At 64.6% G+C, this 17,312-nt stretch carries 18 protein-coding genes; 9 read left to right on the top strand and 9 right to left on the bottom strand.

All coding sequences use genetic code 11. From position 1 onward, the window contains the following. Positions 1-10: 10 nt before the first annotated feature. From ACP150_RS05960 to pedF, 6 genes are all read right to left on the bottom strand, one after another. Positions 11-799, bottom strand: coding sequence for an FAD binding domain-containing protein (locus ACP150_RS05960; RefSeq protein ID WP_424965644.1), 789 nt, complete (start codon positions 797-799; stop codon positions 11-13). 48 nt (positions 800-847) lie between these two features. Further along, a complete protein-coding gene (locus tag ACP150_RS05955; RefSeq protein WP_424965643.1) occupies positions 848-3,223 on the bottom strand; it encodes a xanthine dehydrogenase family protein molybdopterin-binding subunit in 2,376 nt (791 codons plus the stop codon). A gap of 75 nt (positions 3,224-3,298) precedes the next feature. Beyond that, on the bottom strand, positions 3,299-3,787 hold the full coding sequence (locus ACP150_RS05950) for a (2Fe-2S)-binding protein (protein ID WP_424965642.1): 489 nt from the start codon (positions 3,785-3,787) through the stop codon (positions 3,299-3,301). A 44-nt stretch (positions 3,788-3,831) separates the two neighbouring features. Continuing rightward, entirely contained in the window at positions 3,832-4,353 is a 522-nt protein-coding gene (locus ACP150_RS05945; protein WP_424965641.1) for a CoxG family protein, read from the bottom strand. A 75-nt stretch (positions 4,354-4,428) separates the two neighbouring features. Further along, positions 4,429-5,289, bottom strand: coding sequence for a substrate-binding periplasmic protein (locus tag ACP150_RS05940; protein WP_424965640.1), 861 nt, complete (start codon positions 5,287-5,289; stop codon positions 4,429-4,431). A 114-nt stretch (positions 5,290-5,403) separates the two neighbouring features. Then, entirely contained in the window at positions 5,404-6,078 is a 675-nt protein-coding gene (gene pedF / locus ACP150_RS05935) for a cytochrome c-550 PedF (protein ID WP_424966022.1), read from the bottom strand. Between the two features lie 200 nt (positions 6,079-6,278). Here pedF and ACP150_RS05930 point away from each other — a divergent pair, with 200 nt between their 5' ends. The 6 genes from ACP150_RS05930 to ACP150_RS05905 all read left to right on the top strand — a co-directional run bounded on the left by ACP150_RS05930 (position 6,279) and on the right by ACP150_RS05905 (position 11,115). After that, positions 6,279-7,439, top strand: coding sequence for an ABC transporter substrate-binding protein (locus ACP150_RS05930; protein ID WP_424965639.1), 1,161 nt, complete (start codon positions 6,279-6,281; stop codon positions 7,437-7,439). Positions 7,440-7,520: 81 nt separating this feature from the next. Further along, the gene (locus tag ACP150_RS05925; RefSeq protein WP_424965638.1) at positions 7,521-8,489 is read left to right on the top strand and encodes a YVTN family beta-propeller repeat protein; all 969 of its coding nucleotides are present in this window, start codon (positions 7,521-7,523) and stop codon (positions 8,487-8,489) included. A 52-nt stretch (positions 8,490-8,541) separates the two neighbouring features. After that, entirely contained in the window at positions 8,542-8,985 is a 444-nt protein-coding gene (locus tag ACP150_RS05920; protein ID WP_424965637.1) for a hypothetical protein, read from the top strand. A 6-nt stretch (positions 8,986-8,991) separates the two neighbouring features. Beyond that, complete coding sequence (locus ACP150_RS05915) at positions 8,992-9,711, top strand: ABC transporter ATP-binding protein (protein WP_424965636.1); 720 nt, start codon at positions 8,992-8,994, stop codon at positions 9,709-9,711. 64 nt (positions 9,712-9,775) lie between these two features. After that, entirely contained in the window at positions 9,776-10,567 is a 792-nt protein-coding gene (locus ACP150_RS05910; protein WP_424965635.1) for an ABC transporter permease, read from the top strand. Then, positions 10,564-11,115 (top strand): tetratricopeptide repeat protein, encoded by a 552-nt coding sequence (locus ACP150_RS05905; RefSeq protein WP_424965634.1) that lies wholly within the window; start codon positions 10,564-10,566, stop codon positions 11,113-11,115. The genes ACP150_RS05910 and ACP150_RS05905 overlap by 4 nt, the downstream gene beginning before the upstream one ends. Here the strand turns inward: ACP150_RS05905 and ACP150_RS05900 are convergent. Both ACP150_RS05900 and ACP150_RS05895 read right to left on the bottom strand, forming a co-directional pair. Next, positions 11,055-11,813 carry an ABC transporter ATP-binding protein gene (locus ACP150_RS05900; protein WP_424965633.1) on the bottom strand — a complete coding sequence of 253 codons (759 nt, stop codon included), beginning with the start codon at positions 11,811-11,813 and terminating at the stop codon, positions 11,055-11,057. The genes ACP150_RS05905 and ACP150_RS05900 overlap by 61 nt on opposite strands. Then, a complete protein-coding gene (locus ACP150_RS05895; RefSeq protein WP_424965632.1) occupies positions 11,788-12,753 on the bottom strand; it encodes an ABC transporter substrate-binding protein in 966 nt (321 codons plus the stop codon). Before ACP150_RS05895 ends, ACP150_RS05900 begins: the two co-directional genes overlap by 26 nt. A gap of 158 nt (positions 12,754-12,911) precedes the next feature. Between ACP150_RS05895 and ACP150_RS05890 the strand changes: the two genes are divergently transcribed. Next, positions 12,912-13,325, top strand: coding sequence for a c-type cytochrome (locus ACP150_RS05890; RefSeq protein ID WP_424965631.1), 414 nt, complete (start codon positions 12,912-12,914; stop codon positions 13,323-13,325). Between the two features lie 57 nt (positions 13,326-13,382). On the opposite strand, the gene ACP150_RS05885 is transcribed toward ACP150_RS05890, so the two are convergent. Next, the gene (locus tag ACP150_RS05885; RefSeq protein ID WP_424965630.1) at positions 13,383-13,964 is read right to left on the bottom strand and encodes a hypothetical protein; all 582 of its coding nucleotides are present in this window, start codon (positions 13,962-13,964) and stop codon (positions 13,383-13,385) included. 243 nt (positions 13,965-14,207) lie between these two features. On the opposite strand from ACP150_RS05885, the gene ACP150_RS05880 reads away from it, so the two are divergent. Both ACP150_RS05880 and ACP150_RS05875 read left to right on the top strand, forming a co-directional pair. Further along, positions 14,208-15,974, top strand: a complete 1,767-nt coding sequence (locus ACP150_RS05880) for a PQQ-dependent methanol/ethanol family dehydrogenase (RefSeq protein WP_424965629.1) — start codon at positions 14,208-14,210, stop codon at positions 15,972-15,974. Positions 15,975-16,215: 241 nt separating this feature from the next. Next, positions 16,216-17,196 carry an arginase family protein gene (locus ACP150_RS05875; RefSeq protein WP_424965628.1) on the top strand — a complete coding sequence of 327 codons (981 nt, stop codon included), beginning with the start codon at positions 16,216-16,218 and terminating at the stop codon, positions 17,194-17,196. Positions 17,197-17,312 lie beyond the last annotated feature (116 nt).

Raw genomic sequence — 17,312 nt, 5'->3', positions numbered from 1 at the left:
GCGCTCAGGCTCAGGCGGCGGCGACGGCGCGTCCTGTCAGAACCTTGACCAGATGGGCGCGATAGGCCCCCGTACCGTGGAGGTCACTGATCATGCCATCCGCCGAGACGGACAGATCCGCGAGGGCATCGGCCGAGAAGTTGCTGCTCAGGGCAGCTTCGGCTTCGCTCCAACGGAAGACACCTTCCTCGGACGCTCCGGTCACGGCAACGCGGACGCCATCGGCGAATTTCGCCACATAGACGCCCACAAGGCTGAAGCGCGAGGCGGGCTGGACGAACTTCTGCCAGGCGGCCTTTTCCGGCACCGGGAAGCGGACCTCGGTGATGATCTCACCTTCCTCCAGGGCTGTGGTGAACATCCCCTGGAAATAGTCATCCGCCGCGATCTCGCGCGCATTGGTGACGATGGTCGCGCCCGAGCCGAGTGCGGCTGCCGGATAGCAAGCCGCCGGGTCGTTATTGGCCAGGCTGCCCCCGATGGTGCCGCGATTGCGGACCGCCGGATCGCCGATCTTGCCCGCCAGGGCCGAGAGGCCCGGATAGCTCGACGCGGTCTCCTTCGAGACCACCGCATGGACCGTGCCACCGCCGACGCAGATCTCGCCTGCATCATTGCTGCACACGCCCTTCATCTCGTCGATGCCGGACAGGCTGACAAGGGTCTCGGGCGCTGCGAGCCGCTGCTTCATCGTCGGCAGCAAGGTCTGTCCACCGCCCAGGGCCTGTGCCTCTTCTCCGGACAGGGCCGAGACAGCATCCGCGACGGTGCTTGGTTTCACAAAGTCGAAATTGTGCATTTCTTTCTCCCAGTTGTGGGAGCTCCGCCCGGAGGCGGAACCCGTCGCTTACTTGTCGTGGATCGCAGCCCAGACGCGGCTCGGCGTCAGCGGCATGTCGATATGGGTCACATGGGTGTGGCCCGCCCGGTGCAGGGCATCGATCACCGCGTTCACCACCGCCGGCGGGGAGCCGATGGCCCCGGCCTCACCGCAGCCCTTCACCCCGAGCGGATTATGGGTGCAGGGCGTGATGCAGGAATGGTCGACCTCGAACATCGGGACGTCATCCGCACGGGGCATGGTGTAATCCATGTAGGACCCCGACAGGAGCTGCCCGTCATCGTCATAGGAGCAGTTCTCGAGCAGTGCCTGCCCGATGCCCTGCGCCACGCCGCCATGGACCTGACCCTCGACAATCATCGGATTGATGACGTTGCCGAAATCATCCGCTGCCGTGAAGCCGAGCACTTCGACCTTGCCGGTCTCTGCATCCACCTCGACCTCGCAGATATACGCGCCCGACGGGTAGGTGAAGTTGGACGGATCGTAGAACGCCGTCTCCTCCAGTCCGGGTTCGATATCCTCGAGCGGGTAGTTATGCGGCACATAGGCCGCGAGGGTCACATCGCCCCAGGCCACGGATTTATCCGTGCCCGCAACCGAGAAGGCGCCGTCCTTCAGCTCGATATCGCCTTCGGCGGCTTCGAGCAGATGGGCCGCGATCTTCTTGGCCTTGTTGATGATCTTCTCGGTCGCCCGGACCATAGCCGAGCCGCCCACCGCGATGGAGCGCGAGCCATAGGTGCCCATGCCCATCGGCGTGTTGGCGGTGTCGCCATGGACGATCTCGATCATGTTCTCATCGATACCGAGCATCTCGGCCACAACCTGCGGGAAGGCGGTTTCATGCCCCTGCCCGTGGCTGTGCGAACCGGTCATCACGCTGATGGACCCGGTGGCGTTCACCCGGACCGTCGCGCTCTCGTAGAGACCGGCGCGCGCGCCGAGCTGACCCACAAGGTTCGACGGTGCGATCCCGCAAGCCTCGATGAAGTGGGCGATGCCCAGACCGCGCAGCTTGCCGTTCTTGGCGCTCTCTTCGCGACGGGCCTCGAACGTGTCGACGCCGGCCATCTCGAGCCCCTTTTCAAGGGTCGCGTGGTAGTTCCCGGTGTCATAGGTGACCGCCACGGGCGTGTCATAGGGGAACTGTTCGGGCTTGATGAAGTTGATCCGGCGCAGCTCGGCCGGGTCGACGCCCAGCTCCCGCGCGGCCTTGTCCACCACACGCTCCAGCTGGAACGTGGCCTCGGGGCGACCGGCCCCGCGATAGGCATCCACCGGCGTCGTCGTCGTGAAGACGGCCTTGACGTTGGTGTAGATCAGCGGCGTCGTGTAGTTCCCCGCCAGCAGCGTGCCGTGCAGCCATGTCGGGATGGACGGCGCGAAGGTCGACAGATACGCCCCCATATTGGCGTAGGTATCGCAGCGCAGGGCGGTGAACTTGTTGTTCTCGTCCAGCGCCAGCTCGATCTTGGTCACGTGATCGCGGCCATGGGCATCGGACACGAAGGCCTCGGAGCGCGAGGAGGTCCATTTCACCGGGCGCCGGATCTGCGCCGACGCGAAGGTCACGAAGGCCTCTTCGGCATAGTGATAGATCTTGGAGCCGAACCCGCCGCCCACATCCGGGGCCACCACGCGCAGCTTGTGCTCGGGGATGCCCAGCACGAAGGCGCCCATCAAAAGACGGATCACATGGGGGTTCTGGGAGGTGGTGTAGAGGGTGTAGTCCTCGGTCCCGGGGTTGAAATCCCCCACGGCGACGCGGGGCTCCATCGGGTTGGCGACCAGACGGTTGTTGGTCAGCTCCAGCGTGGTGACGTGATGGGCGTTCTTGATCGCCTCATCGACCGCGGCACGGTTCTCTTCGACAAAGCCCCACTCGTAGCAGAGGTTGTCATCGAGATCGTCATGCACCTTGGTTGCGCCTTCGGCGATGGCCGAGGGCATGTCCATGACCGCCGGCAGCTCGTCGATATCGACCTCGATCGCCTCGGCGGCGTCGCGGGCCTCTTCAAGGCTTTCGGCGACGACCACGGCAATCGGATCGCCCACATGGCGCACCTTGCCTTCGGCCAGCACCGGGTGCTTGGGCTCTTTCATCGGGTTGCCATGCAGGTCGGTGACCTGCCAGCCGCAGGGCACACCGCCCACGCCTTCGAAATCCTTGGCCGTGAAGATCTTGACCACACCGTCCATGCCTTCAGCGGCAGAGGTGTCGATCCCGTTGATCGTGCCATGGGCCACTTCCGACCGCAGGAAATAAGCGTAGGTCTGGTTGTGCAGGTTGATGTCGTCCGTGTAGCGTCCACGGCCGGTCAGAAACCGGACGTCTTCGCGGCGCTTTGAGCTGGCGCCAATGCCACCGTCTTTGGGCATGCATTCCTCCCTGGGAAAAACCTTGGTCTATGGATCCGGGGCGCGGGGTCGCGCCCAAGCAATCGCGTGCTGGCCTTATTCCGCAGCCATCGGCGGCGCGACGTCCTGACCGGAGGCGGCCATGATCGCTTTGACGATGTTGTGGTACCCGGTGCAGCGGCAGATATTGCCTTCGAGATATTCGCGGATCTCGGCCTCGGAGGGCTTGGGGTTGTCCTTGAGCAGTGCGGCCGCCGACATCACCATGCCCGGCGTGCAGAACCCGCATTGCAGACCATGGTGTTCCTGGAAGGCTGCCTGGATCACCGAGAGCGAGCCGTCCGGATTGGCCATGCCCTCGATCGTCTTGACCTCGGCGCCATCGGCCTCGGCCGCCAGCATCGAGCAGGCCTTGACCGCCTCGCCGTTCACATGAACCACGCAGGCCCCGCACTGGCTGGTGTCGCAGCCCACATGGGTCCCCGTGAGGTTCAGCTCATCGCGCAGGAACGACGACAGAAGCGTGCGGCCCTCCACGTCACCGGAGCGGGCCTTGCCGTTCACGGTCATAGTCACAGATGTCATACAGATCCTCCCTGAATCCTGATGTCTGACAGCGGTTCAAGTGCTCAGCTGACGAGCTTCTTGAGCCACCCTTTCTTCTTTTCGCCTTCGCCACCCTCGGGCGACGGATCCTCACCCTCGGGGGCGGGCCCCTCGACGGTTTCCTGGAACTTGGCAAAGAACTGATCCGCCATCTTCTTGGCAAATCCGTCGATGATCCGGCTGCCGAGCTGGGCGAGCTTGCCGCCGACCTTGGCCTCCACATCGTAATGCAAGCGTGTGCCGGTCTCGATCGGCTCGAGCCGGACACTGGCCCCGCCCTTGGCAAAGCCAGCCGCGCCGCCCTTGCCTTCGCCGACGATCTTGACGCTTTCGGGGGCGACCATGTCCTGCAGCTCGACCGCGCCCTTGAAGGTGGCCTTCACCGGTCCGACCTTTTGGACGACGACGGCCTCGAACCCCTCTTCGGGGGAGCCATGCATCTCTTGGCAGCCGGGCACGCAGGCCTTGAGGACCTCCGCATCGAGCAGCGAGGTCCAGACCGTCTGCGGGTCCGCAGCGATATCGCGCGAGTCAGTGAGGTGCATCGGGGTCGTCCTTTCACGTTCTACGGGAGCCTAACACGCCGTTCGCATGCGACTACTCGTACCAAAGTTGTAGGCTCAGCGCTCCGGAGCGCTGAAATTCAATCCATAATCCGCAAAGATCGTCTCGATCCGGCCGTCATCCAGCGCATAGCGAATGGCATCATCCACCCAATACGCGAGCGGGCGATAGGCGAAATGCACGCCCAGACCGATGGTCCAGCTCCCGCGTGAGAAGCCGGGCAAGGGCGGCTGATGCACACCGATGGTCTCCGTCTGGCCATGTTCGAGCTGGGCCAAGGGGCCCATGGCGGCCTTCACCTCGCCCGCCGCGAGGGCGGCCATCGCTTCCTCCATGGTGGGGAAGCGACGGATGTTGTTCAAAAGCTGCCCGCCCGCGAGGCTCGACAGGTAGAAATCCGCAATCGAGTCATTCTCGACCGCGACGGTGTCGAAGCGGAAATAGGCCGGAACCGGCTTTTCCTCGGGATAGCTCGCCGCGTCATAGGCGATGGCGATGCTTTCCTTGTAATACTGCCCGGTGAACACGACCTGCTCGACACGGCAGGTATAGGCACTGTCATAGGGCACCCGCATCATGATGTTCGACACGGCCCCGCCGACGATCGGCCCTTTCCAGACATTGTTGCGCAGATCCGCATCCAGGGTCTCGCCCGCGGTGACGAAATTGAACCGCGCATCGACGCCGATATCCGCGGCGATCAGCTTGCCGATCTCCACATCGATGCCGCGCGGGGTCGCGCCGTCTTTCCACGAATAGGGCGGGAAGTCGTCATAGACCGCGATGGTGATGAAGCCACGCTCCTGGATCGTGTCGAGATCCTGGCCGACGATATCCCGGCTGGCATTCTGGGGCTTGGGCTGTGGGACCCAATCGGCGCACCTGTCCGCATGGGCCGGAGCGCTCAAGGTGATCATTGACAAGATGGCAGCCGAAATCCAGTTGGAAACGCGGACCATTCTTCCTCCCATGCTGTTGGTCCGGCGCGCTTTTTTTGATCTTTTGCGCGCGCCGGAGATCACGAGCCTTGATTATTGCGCAGCAGACAGACCCACCGTCAAGGTTTCCGCCGCCGTCTTGTAGCTTTGGGGCGAACCGGCCAGCTGGGCCGCCGCGCGCCAGGCGATGCTGTCGGCGAGGGGTGCGCCGCTCTCGGTGTAGACCTCAGCGGCAATCGCCTCGAGTTCGGCCTTCATGGCCGCTTCATCCGACACGCTGCCGCTCATCAACTCGTCGCGGATCTCTTTCAGCCGCGCCTGATGATCGTCGAGCGCGCCCTCGCCGGGACGGGTCTCGATATAGAGACGGATTGCCCAGGCGGCTTTCTGGCCCAGCAGCTCCCCGAAGGCGGGCATCTTGGTGATGCCGTTCTGGGTGTAGCCGTACTGGAACCGCTCGACATACCACTCGTCGCCATATTCCTCGGCCTCGAGATAGCGCAGATCCGGCGCAAGCCCGCCAGAGACAGCGCCCAGCCCGTGGCAGCGCGCGCAGTTCTGGTTGTAGCCGGACGATCCGATGTCGATCGCGGCTTTCCAGAGCGCCGGGTCAAGCTCCCGGTAGGGATTCTCGATCAGCCACTCCTCGCCCACTTCGGGCAGCGCATCGGTATCGACCGGCTGCGGGGCGACGTCGCCATGGGCAACGGCCATCGTGGCAGTGAAAAGGGCGATCCCCACAAGGTGGGCGGTCTTGGTCAGGTCCATGGTCCTCGGCTCCCGCATCAGTGTTCTCATGTCGAGGCCGTTGTAGTCGACAGGATGCGCTCGCAGAATTGGACTTTGGTTTAAGAGGTCGCAGCCAGCCCCCCTCAAAGGCGGGAAATAGGCCCCGAACGCCTTGGACATTGGTCGCATTTTACACCCGGTGACGCTCCGCCTACCGTGGTTCCAAACGGGAGGATCACATGCACCAACTCGCCTTGAGCGTTTGTGCGACTGCTATTCTGACAACCGCCGCGAGTGCCGTGGAGCTGTCTGTGCATTACCTGCGCCAGGACATCCCGCCGCCGCCCACATTGTCCAATCTGGACCCTGTGCCCGAGGATCTCGGGCTGGCCGGCGCCGCGCTCGGGCTGGACGACAACACCACCACCGGGCGGTTTCTCGGGCATAAATACATGCTGACCGTGACCGAGGTGGCCGAAGATGACGACCTGCTCTCGGCGGCGCGGGCGGCCCTTGCCGAGACCCCTTATCTGCTGGTGGATGCGGCCCCCGAGGATCTTCTGGCGATCGCCGATATGCCCGAGGCGGCCGAGGCACTGATCTTCAACGTTGCCTCCGGGGACATGGCTTTGCGCGATGCCGAATGCCGGGGCAACCTGCTGCATACGATGCCATCGGACGCGATGCGCACGGATGCGCTGGCCCAACTGTTGGTCAAAAAGCGCTGGACCGATTTGGTGATGATCTCGGGCACCTACCCCGTGGATGTCGCCTATGCCGAGGCGCTGCGGACCTCGCTGACGAAATTCGGGCTGGACCTCGAAGCCGAGAAGACTTGGGCCTTTGACGCGGATATGCGCCGCAACGCCGCCCAAGAGGTCCCGCTCTTCACGCAGGAATTCGGCGATTACGACGCGCTGTTGATCGCGGACGAGGTCAATGATTTCGGGCGCTACATCCTTTACAACACGTGGGAGCCGCGCCCGGTCGCGGGATCCGAGGGGCTCAGCCCCCGCACCTGGTCCCCGGTTGTCGAGCAATGGGGCGCGGCCCAGCTGCAATCGCGCTTCACCGAGGCCGCCGAGCGCGACATGGCCCCTGTGGATTACGCCGCCTGGGCCGCCATGCGGTCCCTTGGCGAGGCGGTGGTACGCACCTCTGCCGCCGATCTGCCGACCCTGCGCGCCTATATCCTCGGCGACACGTTCGAACTTGCCGGGTTCAAGGGCCGCCCCCTGACCTTTCGCCAGTGGAACGGGCAGTTGCGCCAGCCGATCCCCATCGTGCATCCCCGGGCGCTCGTGGCGCAGGCCCCGCTTGAGGGGTTCCTGCATCCGCGGACCGAGCTCGACACGCTCGGCCTCGACGCTCCCGAGAGCGCCTGCACCGCCTTCAACTGAGGCCGACCCAAGCCACGACACACCCAGATACTGGGGGGCGAAGATATCCTCTGCCCCCTCCACCAGAGCCGGAGCCTGACCATGAAACCGACCCTGACCACCCTCGCCTTCCTTCTCGCCTCCACCGCCGCCCATGCCTCGGGCGAGATCTGGGTGACCAACGAGAAGGATGACACGATCAGCGTGATCGACATCGCCACGCTCGAGGTTGTCCGCACACTCGAGACCGGCGAGCGCCCGCGCGGCATCACCTTTTCCAAGGATTTTACCCGCGTCTATATCTGCGCCTCCGACAGCGACACGGTGCAGGTGATGGACCCGGTCACGGGCGAGATCCTCCATGATCTGCCCTCGGGCGAGGATCCCGAGCAGTTCGTGCTGCACCCCAACGACCGGCACCTTTATATCGCCAACGAGGATGACGCGATCACCACGGTGGTCGATACAGAAACCCGCACCGTGATCGCCCAGATCGATGTCGGGATCGAGCCCGAGGGCATGGCCGTCTCCCCCGATGGCAAGATCGCCATCACCACATCCGAGACCACCAACATGGCCCATTGGATCGATACCGAGACCCAAGAGCTCTTCGCCAATACCCTCGTGGACAGCCGCCCGCGCCATGCGGAGTTCATCAAGGACGGCGAACAGCTCTGGGTGAGTGCCGAGATCGGCGGCACGATCTCGATCTTCAACGTGGCCGACCAGACCGAGATCGCCAAGATCAGCTTCGAGGTGGACGGCATTCACCCCGACCGGGTACAGCCCGTGGGCTTTGAATTCACCGAGGGCGACACCCATGCCTTCGTGGCGCTGGGGCCGTCGAATCATGTGGCCGTGGTCAATGCCGAAACCTACGAGGTCGAGGATTACATCCTCGTGGGCCGCAGGGTCTGGCACATGGATTTCTCACCGGACAAATCCCTGCTCTTCACCACCAATGGCGTCTCCGGCGATGTCACCGTAATCGATGTGGCCAAGCGCGAAGCAATCAAATCCATCAAGGTGGGCCGTTTCCCCTGGGGCGCAGCCCTGCGCCCCACGGAATAACCCTGCCCTCCAGACCTGTTGCGACCACGACCTCCACCAAAGGACCGAACCCATGAAAACCCTGACCCTCACCGCCCTCGCGCTCGCCCTGCCCGGCCTTGCCGCCGCCGATGGCGCACCGCGTGACGAATGGGGCCGCGCTGGCATCCTGTCTTCGGCCAACAAGGCCGATCTGCCCCCCATCACGCTCAGCTCCGGCGTCCCGCTCTCCGAGGCGCCCTGGGTGCTGACCTCGGGCACCTATTACGAGTTCGAGATCGAAGGCGACGGCTCTGCCGAGCTGGCCCTCGAAGGCTCGGAATTCTTCCGCGCCATCTGGATCGACGAGATCGTGGTCAATGATCTGGAGATTCGCCCCCTCGGCGTGAACTCCATCGAGTTTGACGACGCAGGCGAAATGGAAATAGGCTTCGTGGCAATCAAGCCAGGCAATTACTTCCTGCGCATCCCAGGCTCCACAGGAGAGACCCAGCGCATTGACATCACCATTGAGTAACACCGCGTGACGGGCCTCAGCGTCCGCGATCTGAGCTTTTCCTACGGCTCCAAACGCGCCCTTGCGGAGGTCAGCTTTGACATCCCCCAGGGCGCGTTCTGCGCTTTGCTTGGGCCGAACGGGGCGGGGAAATCCACGCTGTTCGGCCTGCTGACGCGGCTCTTCACCAGTGCCGAGGGCGCGATCACCGTGGCCGGGCACGCCCTGCGGGAGACTCCGCGTGCGGCGCTCGCCGAGATCGGCGTGGTGTTCCAGCAGACCACGCTGGACATGTCGCTTTCCGTGGACCGCAACCTGAGCTATTTCGCGGCCCTGCACGGGCTGGCCGGGGCCGAGGCTGCACGGCGGATCGATGCCGCCTTGGACCTTCTGGACATGACCGAGCGGCGACGCGAGACCGTGCGCAACCTCAATGGCGGGCACCGCCGCCGGACCGAGATCGCTCGCGCCCTCATCCATGACCCGTCAGTCCTTCTGCTCGATGAGCCGACCGTGGGGCTCGACGCCGCCTCGCGCGCGGCCATCACTGCCCATGTCCACGACCTCTGCGCGGCGCGCAACCTGACGGTGCTCTGGGCGACCCACCTGACCGACGAGATCCGCGATACGGACCAGCTCCTGATCCTGCACCGGGGCAGGATCCGCGCCGACGGACCCACGGCCCGCATCCGCGGCAAGGCCAGCCTGACCGACCACTTCCTCGCCCTGACCGGAGCCGAGGCATGACCGCCCCCCTCATTGTTCTCCAAATACTCCCGCCGGAGGCGGTCCCGCAGGCCGAGCCCGCGCCATGAATGCCTATCTCATCGCCCTGCGCGCCATCATCTCCCGCGAGGCCTTTCGCTTCATCCAGCAGCGCGAGCGCTTCATCGCGGCCCTGGTCCGGCCCCTGGTCTGGCTCCTGGTTTTCGCCGCTGGCTTCCGCGCAGCCCTTGGCCTGTCTATCATCCCGCCCTACCAGACCTACATCGCCTACGAGGTCTATATCGTCCCGGGGCTCTGCGGGATGATCCTGCTCTTCAACGGCATGCAATCCTCGCTCAGCCTCGTCTATGACCGCGAGATGGGGTCCATGCGGCTCCTGCTGACCTCGCCCCTGCCGCGCTGGTGGCTGCTGTTTTGCAAGCTGACCGGGGGCACCCTGATCTCGATCGCGCAGGCCTACGCCTTTCTCGCCATCGCGGCGGCCTTCGGCATCTACATGCCCTGGCATGGCTATCTGCTGGCCTTTCCGGCCCTGTTGATCGCGGGGCTCATGCTCGGCGCGCTGGGGCTGGCCCTGTCCAGTTTCATCAAGCAGCTGGAGAATTTCGCCGGGGTCATGAACTTCGTGATCTTCCCGATGTTCTTTCTCTCTTCCGCGCTCTACCCCTTGTGGAAAATGGCCGAGAGCTCGGAACTCCTCCATGACATATGCGCGGTGAATCCCTTCACCCATGGGGTCGAGCTCATCCGCTTCGCGCTCTATGGCAGTCTGAACCTCGCCGCCCTGGGCTGGACCCTGCTGGCGACCGTGGCCTTCATGGCCTTGGCGCTCTGGGGTTATGACCCGGCGCGCGGCATGATCAAGCGCAAGGGATGAGCTGGCGCGCCCCCCTTGCGGCCCTGCTCGCCGCGCTCGCCCTGCCGGTCCTCGCGGACGAGGCGGAGGACGATCCGGGCGGCACGCTGAACCCCGAGGAGATGACCTGGGGCTCCATGCTCGACAAGGCCAACCGGGGCGAGACCGGCATGGTGATGTGCGCCTCGGGCTACATGCTGACGAAATCGGGCGATCACGCCACTGCGCGGCAAATCTTCGAGACCTGCGCCGAGGCGGGCTATACCGGCGCGATGACCTGGATGAGCCAGCTCGACGATAATGGCCTGGGTGCCGAGGAAAACCCCGATGCCGCCGCCGAGTGGAACCGCCGCGCGGCGGAGGCCGGGGATGCGGTGGGCAAGTTCAACCACGGGATCGACCTGCTGCGCGGGCGCGGGATCGCGAAGGACCCGATCAAGGGGCGACAGATGGTCGATGCCGCCGCCGCCGAAGGCGTCGAGGCCGCGCGCCGCCTGCAGGGCGCGGGCTATGATTTGGACGAGGTCACCCCGGATGCGGATAACTGGAAATACGCGCCCTTGTTCTGACGCTCTTCGCCCAGGCGGGCCGGGCTCCCCGACAGGGTGACGATCCGCGAGGCCAGCATCTTGGCCTCCGCCTCCACATGGGTGACGAGCACCGTGGCCAGCCCCCGGGCGGCGCGGAGCCGCGCAAAGAGCACCATCATCTCCTCCGCCAGCTCGGGATCGAGCGAGACGAAGGGCTCATCAAGCAGGAGCACATCCGGCGCGCTGCCAAAGGCCCGCGCGAGGGACAGGCGCCGCTGCTGGCCGAGGGACATCTGGGTCGGGTACTGGCTGGCGTGATCGGCCAGACCGACCTCGGCCAAGGCGTCCAGCGCGCCCGCACTGGAGAGCCCCGTGGCCAGTCGGATGTTGTCCCGGGCCGAGCGCCAGGGCAGCAGGGTCGGCTCCTGAAACACCATCGCCACCCGGTCGGGCATCTGCAGCGTGCCGGTATAGCGGGTCTCGAGACCGGCCAGAATGCGTAGCAGGGTGGATTTCCCGACCCCGGAGGGCCCGGTGATGGCCAGCGTCTCGCCCGCGCGCAGGGTCAGGTCGAGCCCGCCCAGAACCAGCGTGCCGTCATCATAGCGCATCTCCGCAAGGGTCAGCGCAACAAGCGGCTTGCCCGTCCCGGGCGCCGGGGGCGCGCCCGTGGGGTCCTGGGTCTCGCGCGCCACGGGCAGCCGGACCAGCTCAGCTTCCCGGCTTGACAAAGACACCCTCGGGCAGCTCCGTCGCCGCCCCCAGCAGATCCTCTCCGCCCAGCTCAACCATCAGGGCGAGCATGCGGGCCGCGGCCTCTTCATCCACGGGCCCCTCGGCGGGAATGCCCGCCCGGAACCCGGCCTTGAGCGCCTCGAACTGCGCATCGGTCTTGGCATTCATGCGCCCGCGCAAACGGTCCCATTCCGCGTCATTCCCGGCCAGCATGTCCTTGGCGCTGCGCGAAGCCGCCGACAGGCCCGCCACAAGCTCGGGATGCTCCGCCAGCATCTCGCCCGTGACCACGTAGCCCAGAAGTGGTGTTTCACTGTCCAGCCCCAGCGCCTCGGCGGCATCGCCCACCGAGACCAGCTGGCGCATCCCCGAAGCGCCCATCTTGGCCATGAAATGCCAGAAATTGATCGCCCCGCCGAGATCGCCCTGCAGGGCGGTCTTGAAGATCAGCGGCGGCGCGCCAAAGACCTGCTCGGTCTCGGCGGCAAGGTCGAACCCGTATTGCTGCTGGGCATAGGCCTGCAGGATCAGCCAGCTCTTGTCGAGCGGCCCGCCCGCGATCCCGATCTTGTCGCCCTTGAGATCCGCGAGGGATTGCGCCGGGCTGCCTTCGGGCACCATGACGCCGCCCACGGCCTTGGAATAGGGGATGAACACGTAATCCTTGCCCGCCGCCCGCTGCCGCGCGACCCAGAGCCAGTCGGACACGATCACATCCGTCGCCCCGCCCTGAAAGGCGACCTTGGCCGCCGCGCCCCCGGCCACGCCCGTCACCTGCAGGTCGAACCCGTTCGCGGTGTCCAGCCCGTGATGCTTGATCGTGTCGAGTTCCCAGTTCACCGTGCCGAATTTCAGCACTTGCGCGCGCAGCACCGGCATGTCGGCAAAGGCGGCAACGGTCGAGATCACCAGCGCCGCAGCGCCGGTCAAAATACGTGACATACAGGTCATGAAACCCTCCCAATGGTCGCATATTCTACCTATGGGCGAGCCGCGTCAAATACGACTAAAGCGTCATGCAAGCGGGCGCCTCTGTTGACCTAGCTCAAGTCCCCGAGCGCCCGCTTGGCCTAGCGTGCAGGCACTCAATGGAGGACGACATGACCCGAATTCTGATCGCCGCAGCCCTTGGTCTGAGCCTGTATGCTCCGACCGCCACGGCAGAAACCTTTGACGCGGTGAAGGTGACCGCGGGCGAGACCCTGTACAACTCCGAATGCCGCCGCTGCCACGCGCCTGATTCCGACCATGAAAGCTATGGCCCCACGCTGCAGAACATCGTGGGCCGCGCTGCGGGCATGGTCGAGGATTACGATTATTCCATCGCGCTCGAGGCCTCGGGCATCGTCTGGACCCCGGCCGCCCTGCGCGCCTGGATGGAAGACAACCAGGGTTTCATGCCGGGCACCAAGATGCGCCATGTGGGGATCACGGATCGCACGGTGCAGGATTTCATCCTCGCCTATCTCGAAAGCATCTCGGATGTAGAGATGAACAAGGCGCTGGACGAGTAACCGCGCCGGACCCAAAGGGGGCGGGGTGATCGCAAAGGTTGCCCCTCCCCTCCGCGCCTATTCAATGACCAGCCGCGGCAGCCAATGGCTGTCCGGCTCTGCGGGTTCCAGATCGGCAGCGCGCACCGGGCGCAGATCGCCATCCTCGGGCGGAGCCGAGAGGATATCCATATCCATCTCATGCATGACGCCCACCAGCCGGTCGCCCTCGGCCTCCAGCTTGTAGTAGACGCCGTTCCACATGTTGATCCCGTATTCGCCTGCCCCTTTCCACAAAAACAGCAGGTCGTATTCCAGATCCGTGAACTCGGTACTGATGTTGCGGGCGTTCTCGTAGGGATACGGGACGTAGCACCAATGCTTCTCTGCCCCGGCAAGGCATTTGAACGGGCGCATGGACAGGAAGTGATCCGAGAAGGGCGCGTCCCGCAGGGACAAGTCATAGGCGCCGTCCTCGATCAGCAGATCGGCTATGGCGAGACGCGTGCCATCCTGCGCTTCGAGGTAAACGGCGCGGGTCGCGACGTCGGCCGAGGCCGAGGTCGCCATGATCCCCCCGAGGCAACAGGCCCCCGCACAGGCCAGAACGGCCCGGCAAATGCGCGTCAACAGGATCGGGACTGGGGTCTTGAACGGCATGAACACTCCTCCTTGGGCCCAGAATACGTCGCCCGCGCGGTCGGATATCTGCGACTTTCGTGCCGCGCTCACGCCCCTGTGAACCGCGCAAATAAAGGGGATTTGGCCATAAATACAAGTCTTTGAGTCAGCTTACGACTATTGTGCAATAGGTCCACCGCCGGATTCTGAGGGACACATATGCCAGAGGAGCTCCCGCAAAACGGGAGTCTTAGGGACAGCAACACCATGGAGGAAAACCGCATGAACCGGTTTATCGCCGCCGTGACAGCTGCAGTCGTCGCCACCAGCGCGGCCTATGCAGAAGGCGTCACGGAACAAGACCTGGCCAACGATCAGGCAGATACCAGTCGCATCCTGACGAACGGGATGGGGCGCGACCTGCAGCGGTACTCTCCGCTCGACACCCTGAACAAGGAAAATGTCGAGAACCTGGTTCCGGCCTGGGCCTTCAGCCTCGGCGGCGAAAAGCAGCGCGGTCAGGAAACCCAGCCGCTGATCTATGATGGCGTGATGTATATCACCGGCTCCTACAGCCGGGTCTACGCGATCGACGTCAAAACCGGCAAGGAACTGTGGCAGTATGATGCCCGTCTGCCCGAAGGCATCCTGCCCTGCTGTGACGTGATCAACCGCGGTGGCGCGATCCATGGCGACAAGTTCTTCTTCGGCACGCTCGACGCGCGTATCGTGGCACTCGACCTAAAAACCGGTGATGTGGTCTGGCGCAAGAAGATCGCCGATTACAAGGCGGGCTACTCCTACACTGCGGCCCCGCTCATCGTGAACGGCCTGGTGATCACCGGCAATTCCGGTGGTGAGTTCGGGATCGTCGGTGCCGTCGAGGCCCGCGATGCAGAGACCGGCGATCTGGTCTGGAAGCGTCCGGTCATCGAAGGCCACATGGGCGAGCTGAACGGCGAGCCGTCGACCATGACCGGCACGCTGAACGCCACCTGGCCCGGCGACATGTGGAAGACCGGCGGCGGGGCAACCTGGCTCGGCGGGTCCTATGACGCACGCACCGACACGCTGATCTTCGGCACGGGCAACCCGGCCCCCTGGAACAGCCACCTGCGTGGCGCGGGCGAGCCCACTGAGGGCAATACCGGCGACAACCTCTATGCCGCCTCCCGTCTGGGCATCGATCCCGCCACCGGCGAGATCAAGTGGCACTTCCAGACCACGCCGCGCGAAGGCTGGGATTTCGACGGTGTGAACGAAGTCGTCGCCTATAACGACCGCGACGGAAACGAGCGTCTGGCGACCGCCGACCGGAACGGGTTCTTCTACGTGCTCGACGCGGCCGATGGCGGCTATGTCTCAGCGGTTCCCTTTGTCGAGCAGATCAGCTGGGCCTCCGGCATCGACGATACGGGCCGTCCGATCTTCGTTGAAGAAAACCGTCCGGGCGATCCGGCGGCAGCAGCCGATGGCAAGAAGGGCGAAACCGTCTTCGCGGTTCCGGGCTTCCTCGGCGGCAAGAACTGGATGCCGATGTCCTTCAGCCAGAACACCGGCAACTTCTACGTGCCCTCCAACGAATGGGGCATGGATATCTGGAACGAGCCGATCACCTACAAGAAGGGCGCGGCCTATCTCGGCTCCGGCTTCACCATCAAGCCGCTCTTCGAGGACCATATCGGCTCTCTGAAGGCGATCGACCCGGATACCGGCGAGATCAAGTGGAACTACAAGAACGACGCGCCGCTCTGGGGCGGTGTGATGACCACGGCCGGCGGCCTGGTGTTCTTCGGCACCCCGGAAGGCGAGTTCATCGCGCTGGATGACGAGACAGGCGAGACGCTCTGGTCCTTCCAGACCGGGTCCGGCATTGTCGGCCAGCCCGTCACCTGGGAGCAGGACGGCGAGCAGTTCGTCTCAGTGGTCTCCGGCTGGGGCGGCGCGGTTCCGCTCTGGGGTGGTGAAGTGGCCAAGAAGGTCAACTACCTGAACCAGGGTGGCATGGTCTGGACATTCCGTCTGCCCAAGCAGTACGCGTCCAAGTAAACCACGCGACAGACCGATCATGGCGCGCGTCCTCCGGGACGCGCGCTTTTTCGTGCCCACGGGCCACGCGCCTGCCCCGTCTGCGCATCCGGATCCGACCGCCCGGGCACGGGGCACGGGGGCGCGCCCAACATGTTGGGCGCGCCACGTCCCGCACAACCCGCCTGCCAAACCCTGCGTGACGCCAAGCAGGTCCGTGGTCTAGGCTGCCGGGACACCTACCTCCAATTGTGAGCCCCCCATGACCGACCCCCACCAGACAGCCATGATGGAAAACCTCTACTGGTGGGGCATACCGACCATGTTCCGCTGCCCCAACGAACCACCCGAAGGCGCGGATATCGCGCTGGTGGGGGTCCCCCATTCCACCGGCAACGGCACGACCGAGCGCGACCAGCATCTGGGCCCGCGCGCCGTACGCAACGTCTCCAGCGTCGCGCGGCGGATGCATGGCGGGTTCAACCTTGACCCGTGGAGCGCCGCGCGGATCGTGGATATCGGCGATGTCCCCCTGCCCCGGGCCAATGACAACGAAGCCTGCATCGCCGACATCACCGCCTTCTACAAAGGCATCGACGCGGCCGGCGCGCGCCCGGTCTCGGTGGGCGGCGACCATTCAATCACCGGCGGGATCGTCCAGGCCCTTGGGAACGGACATCTGGCGGGCGGCGAGAAAGTCTGCTTCCTCCATCTGGACGCCCATACGGATGTCTTCACCAAGGTCGATCACTTCCTCGGCGCGAAGAAATCGGCGGCCCATTGGGGGGCCTATCTCGCAGATCAGGGCCAGGTGGACCCGACCCACTCGATGCAGATCGGTTTGCGCGGCCATGCCCGCACGCTCGACTGGCTGCAGCCTTCCTACGAGTACGGCTACAACGTGGTCACCATGAAGGAGTTCCGCCGCCGTGGCCTCGCCGAGGTGGTGGCCCAGACCCGCGAGACGCTGGCCGGACGCCCGGTCTATATCACCTTCGATCTCGACTGCCTCGACCCGACCATCGCGCCCGCGGTCTCCAATCTCGAACCGGGCGAGAAGGGTTTTGACATCGACGAGGCCGTGGGCCTTCTCCACGCGGTGCGCGGGCTCAACATCATCGGCGGGGACGTGGTCTGCATGATGCCCACCAAGGACGCCCCGAACCAGATCACGGCCCTGACCGCCTCGGCCATCCTGTTCGAAATGATCTCGATGATCGCGGAAAACACCGCGAAATCTTAACGAATGGCCGTGTTCAGCCCCTGATGCAGAGTCGCAACCACGCGGCTATGGGACCAATGGCTTGGTTTTCCTCGGGCAGTTTTTTCTTATGATTAAAGTCAAGAACCGGCCGCCTC

Source organism: Dinoroseobacter sp. S375 (assembly GCF_049800775.1).
Taxonomy (GTDB): domain Bacteria; phylum Pseudomonadota; class Alphaproteobacteria; order Rhodobacterales; family Rhodobacteraceae; genus Dinoroseobacter.
This window is presented reverse-complemented; position numbering and strand designations above follow the sequence as displayed.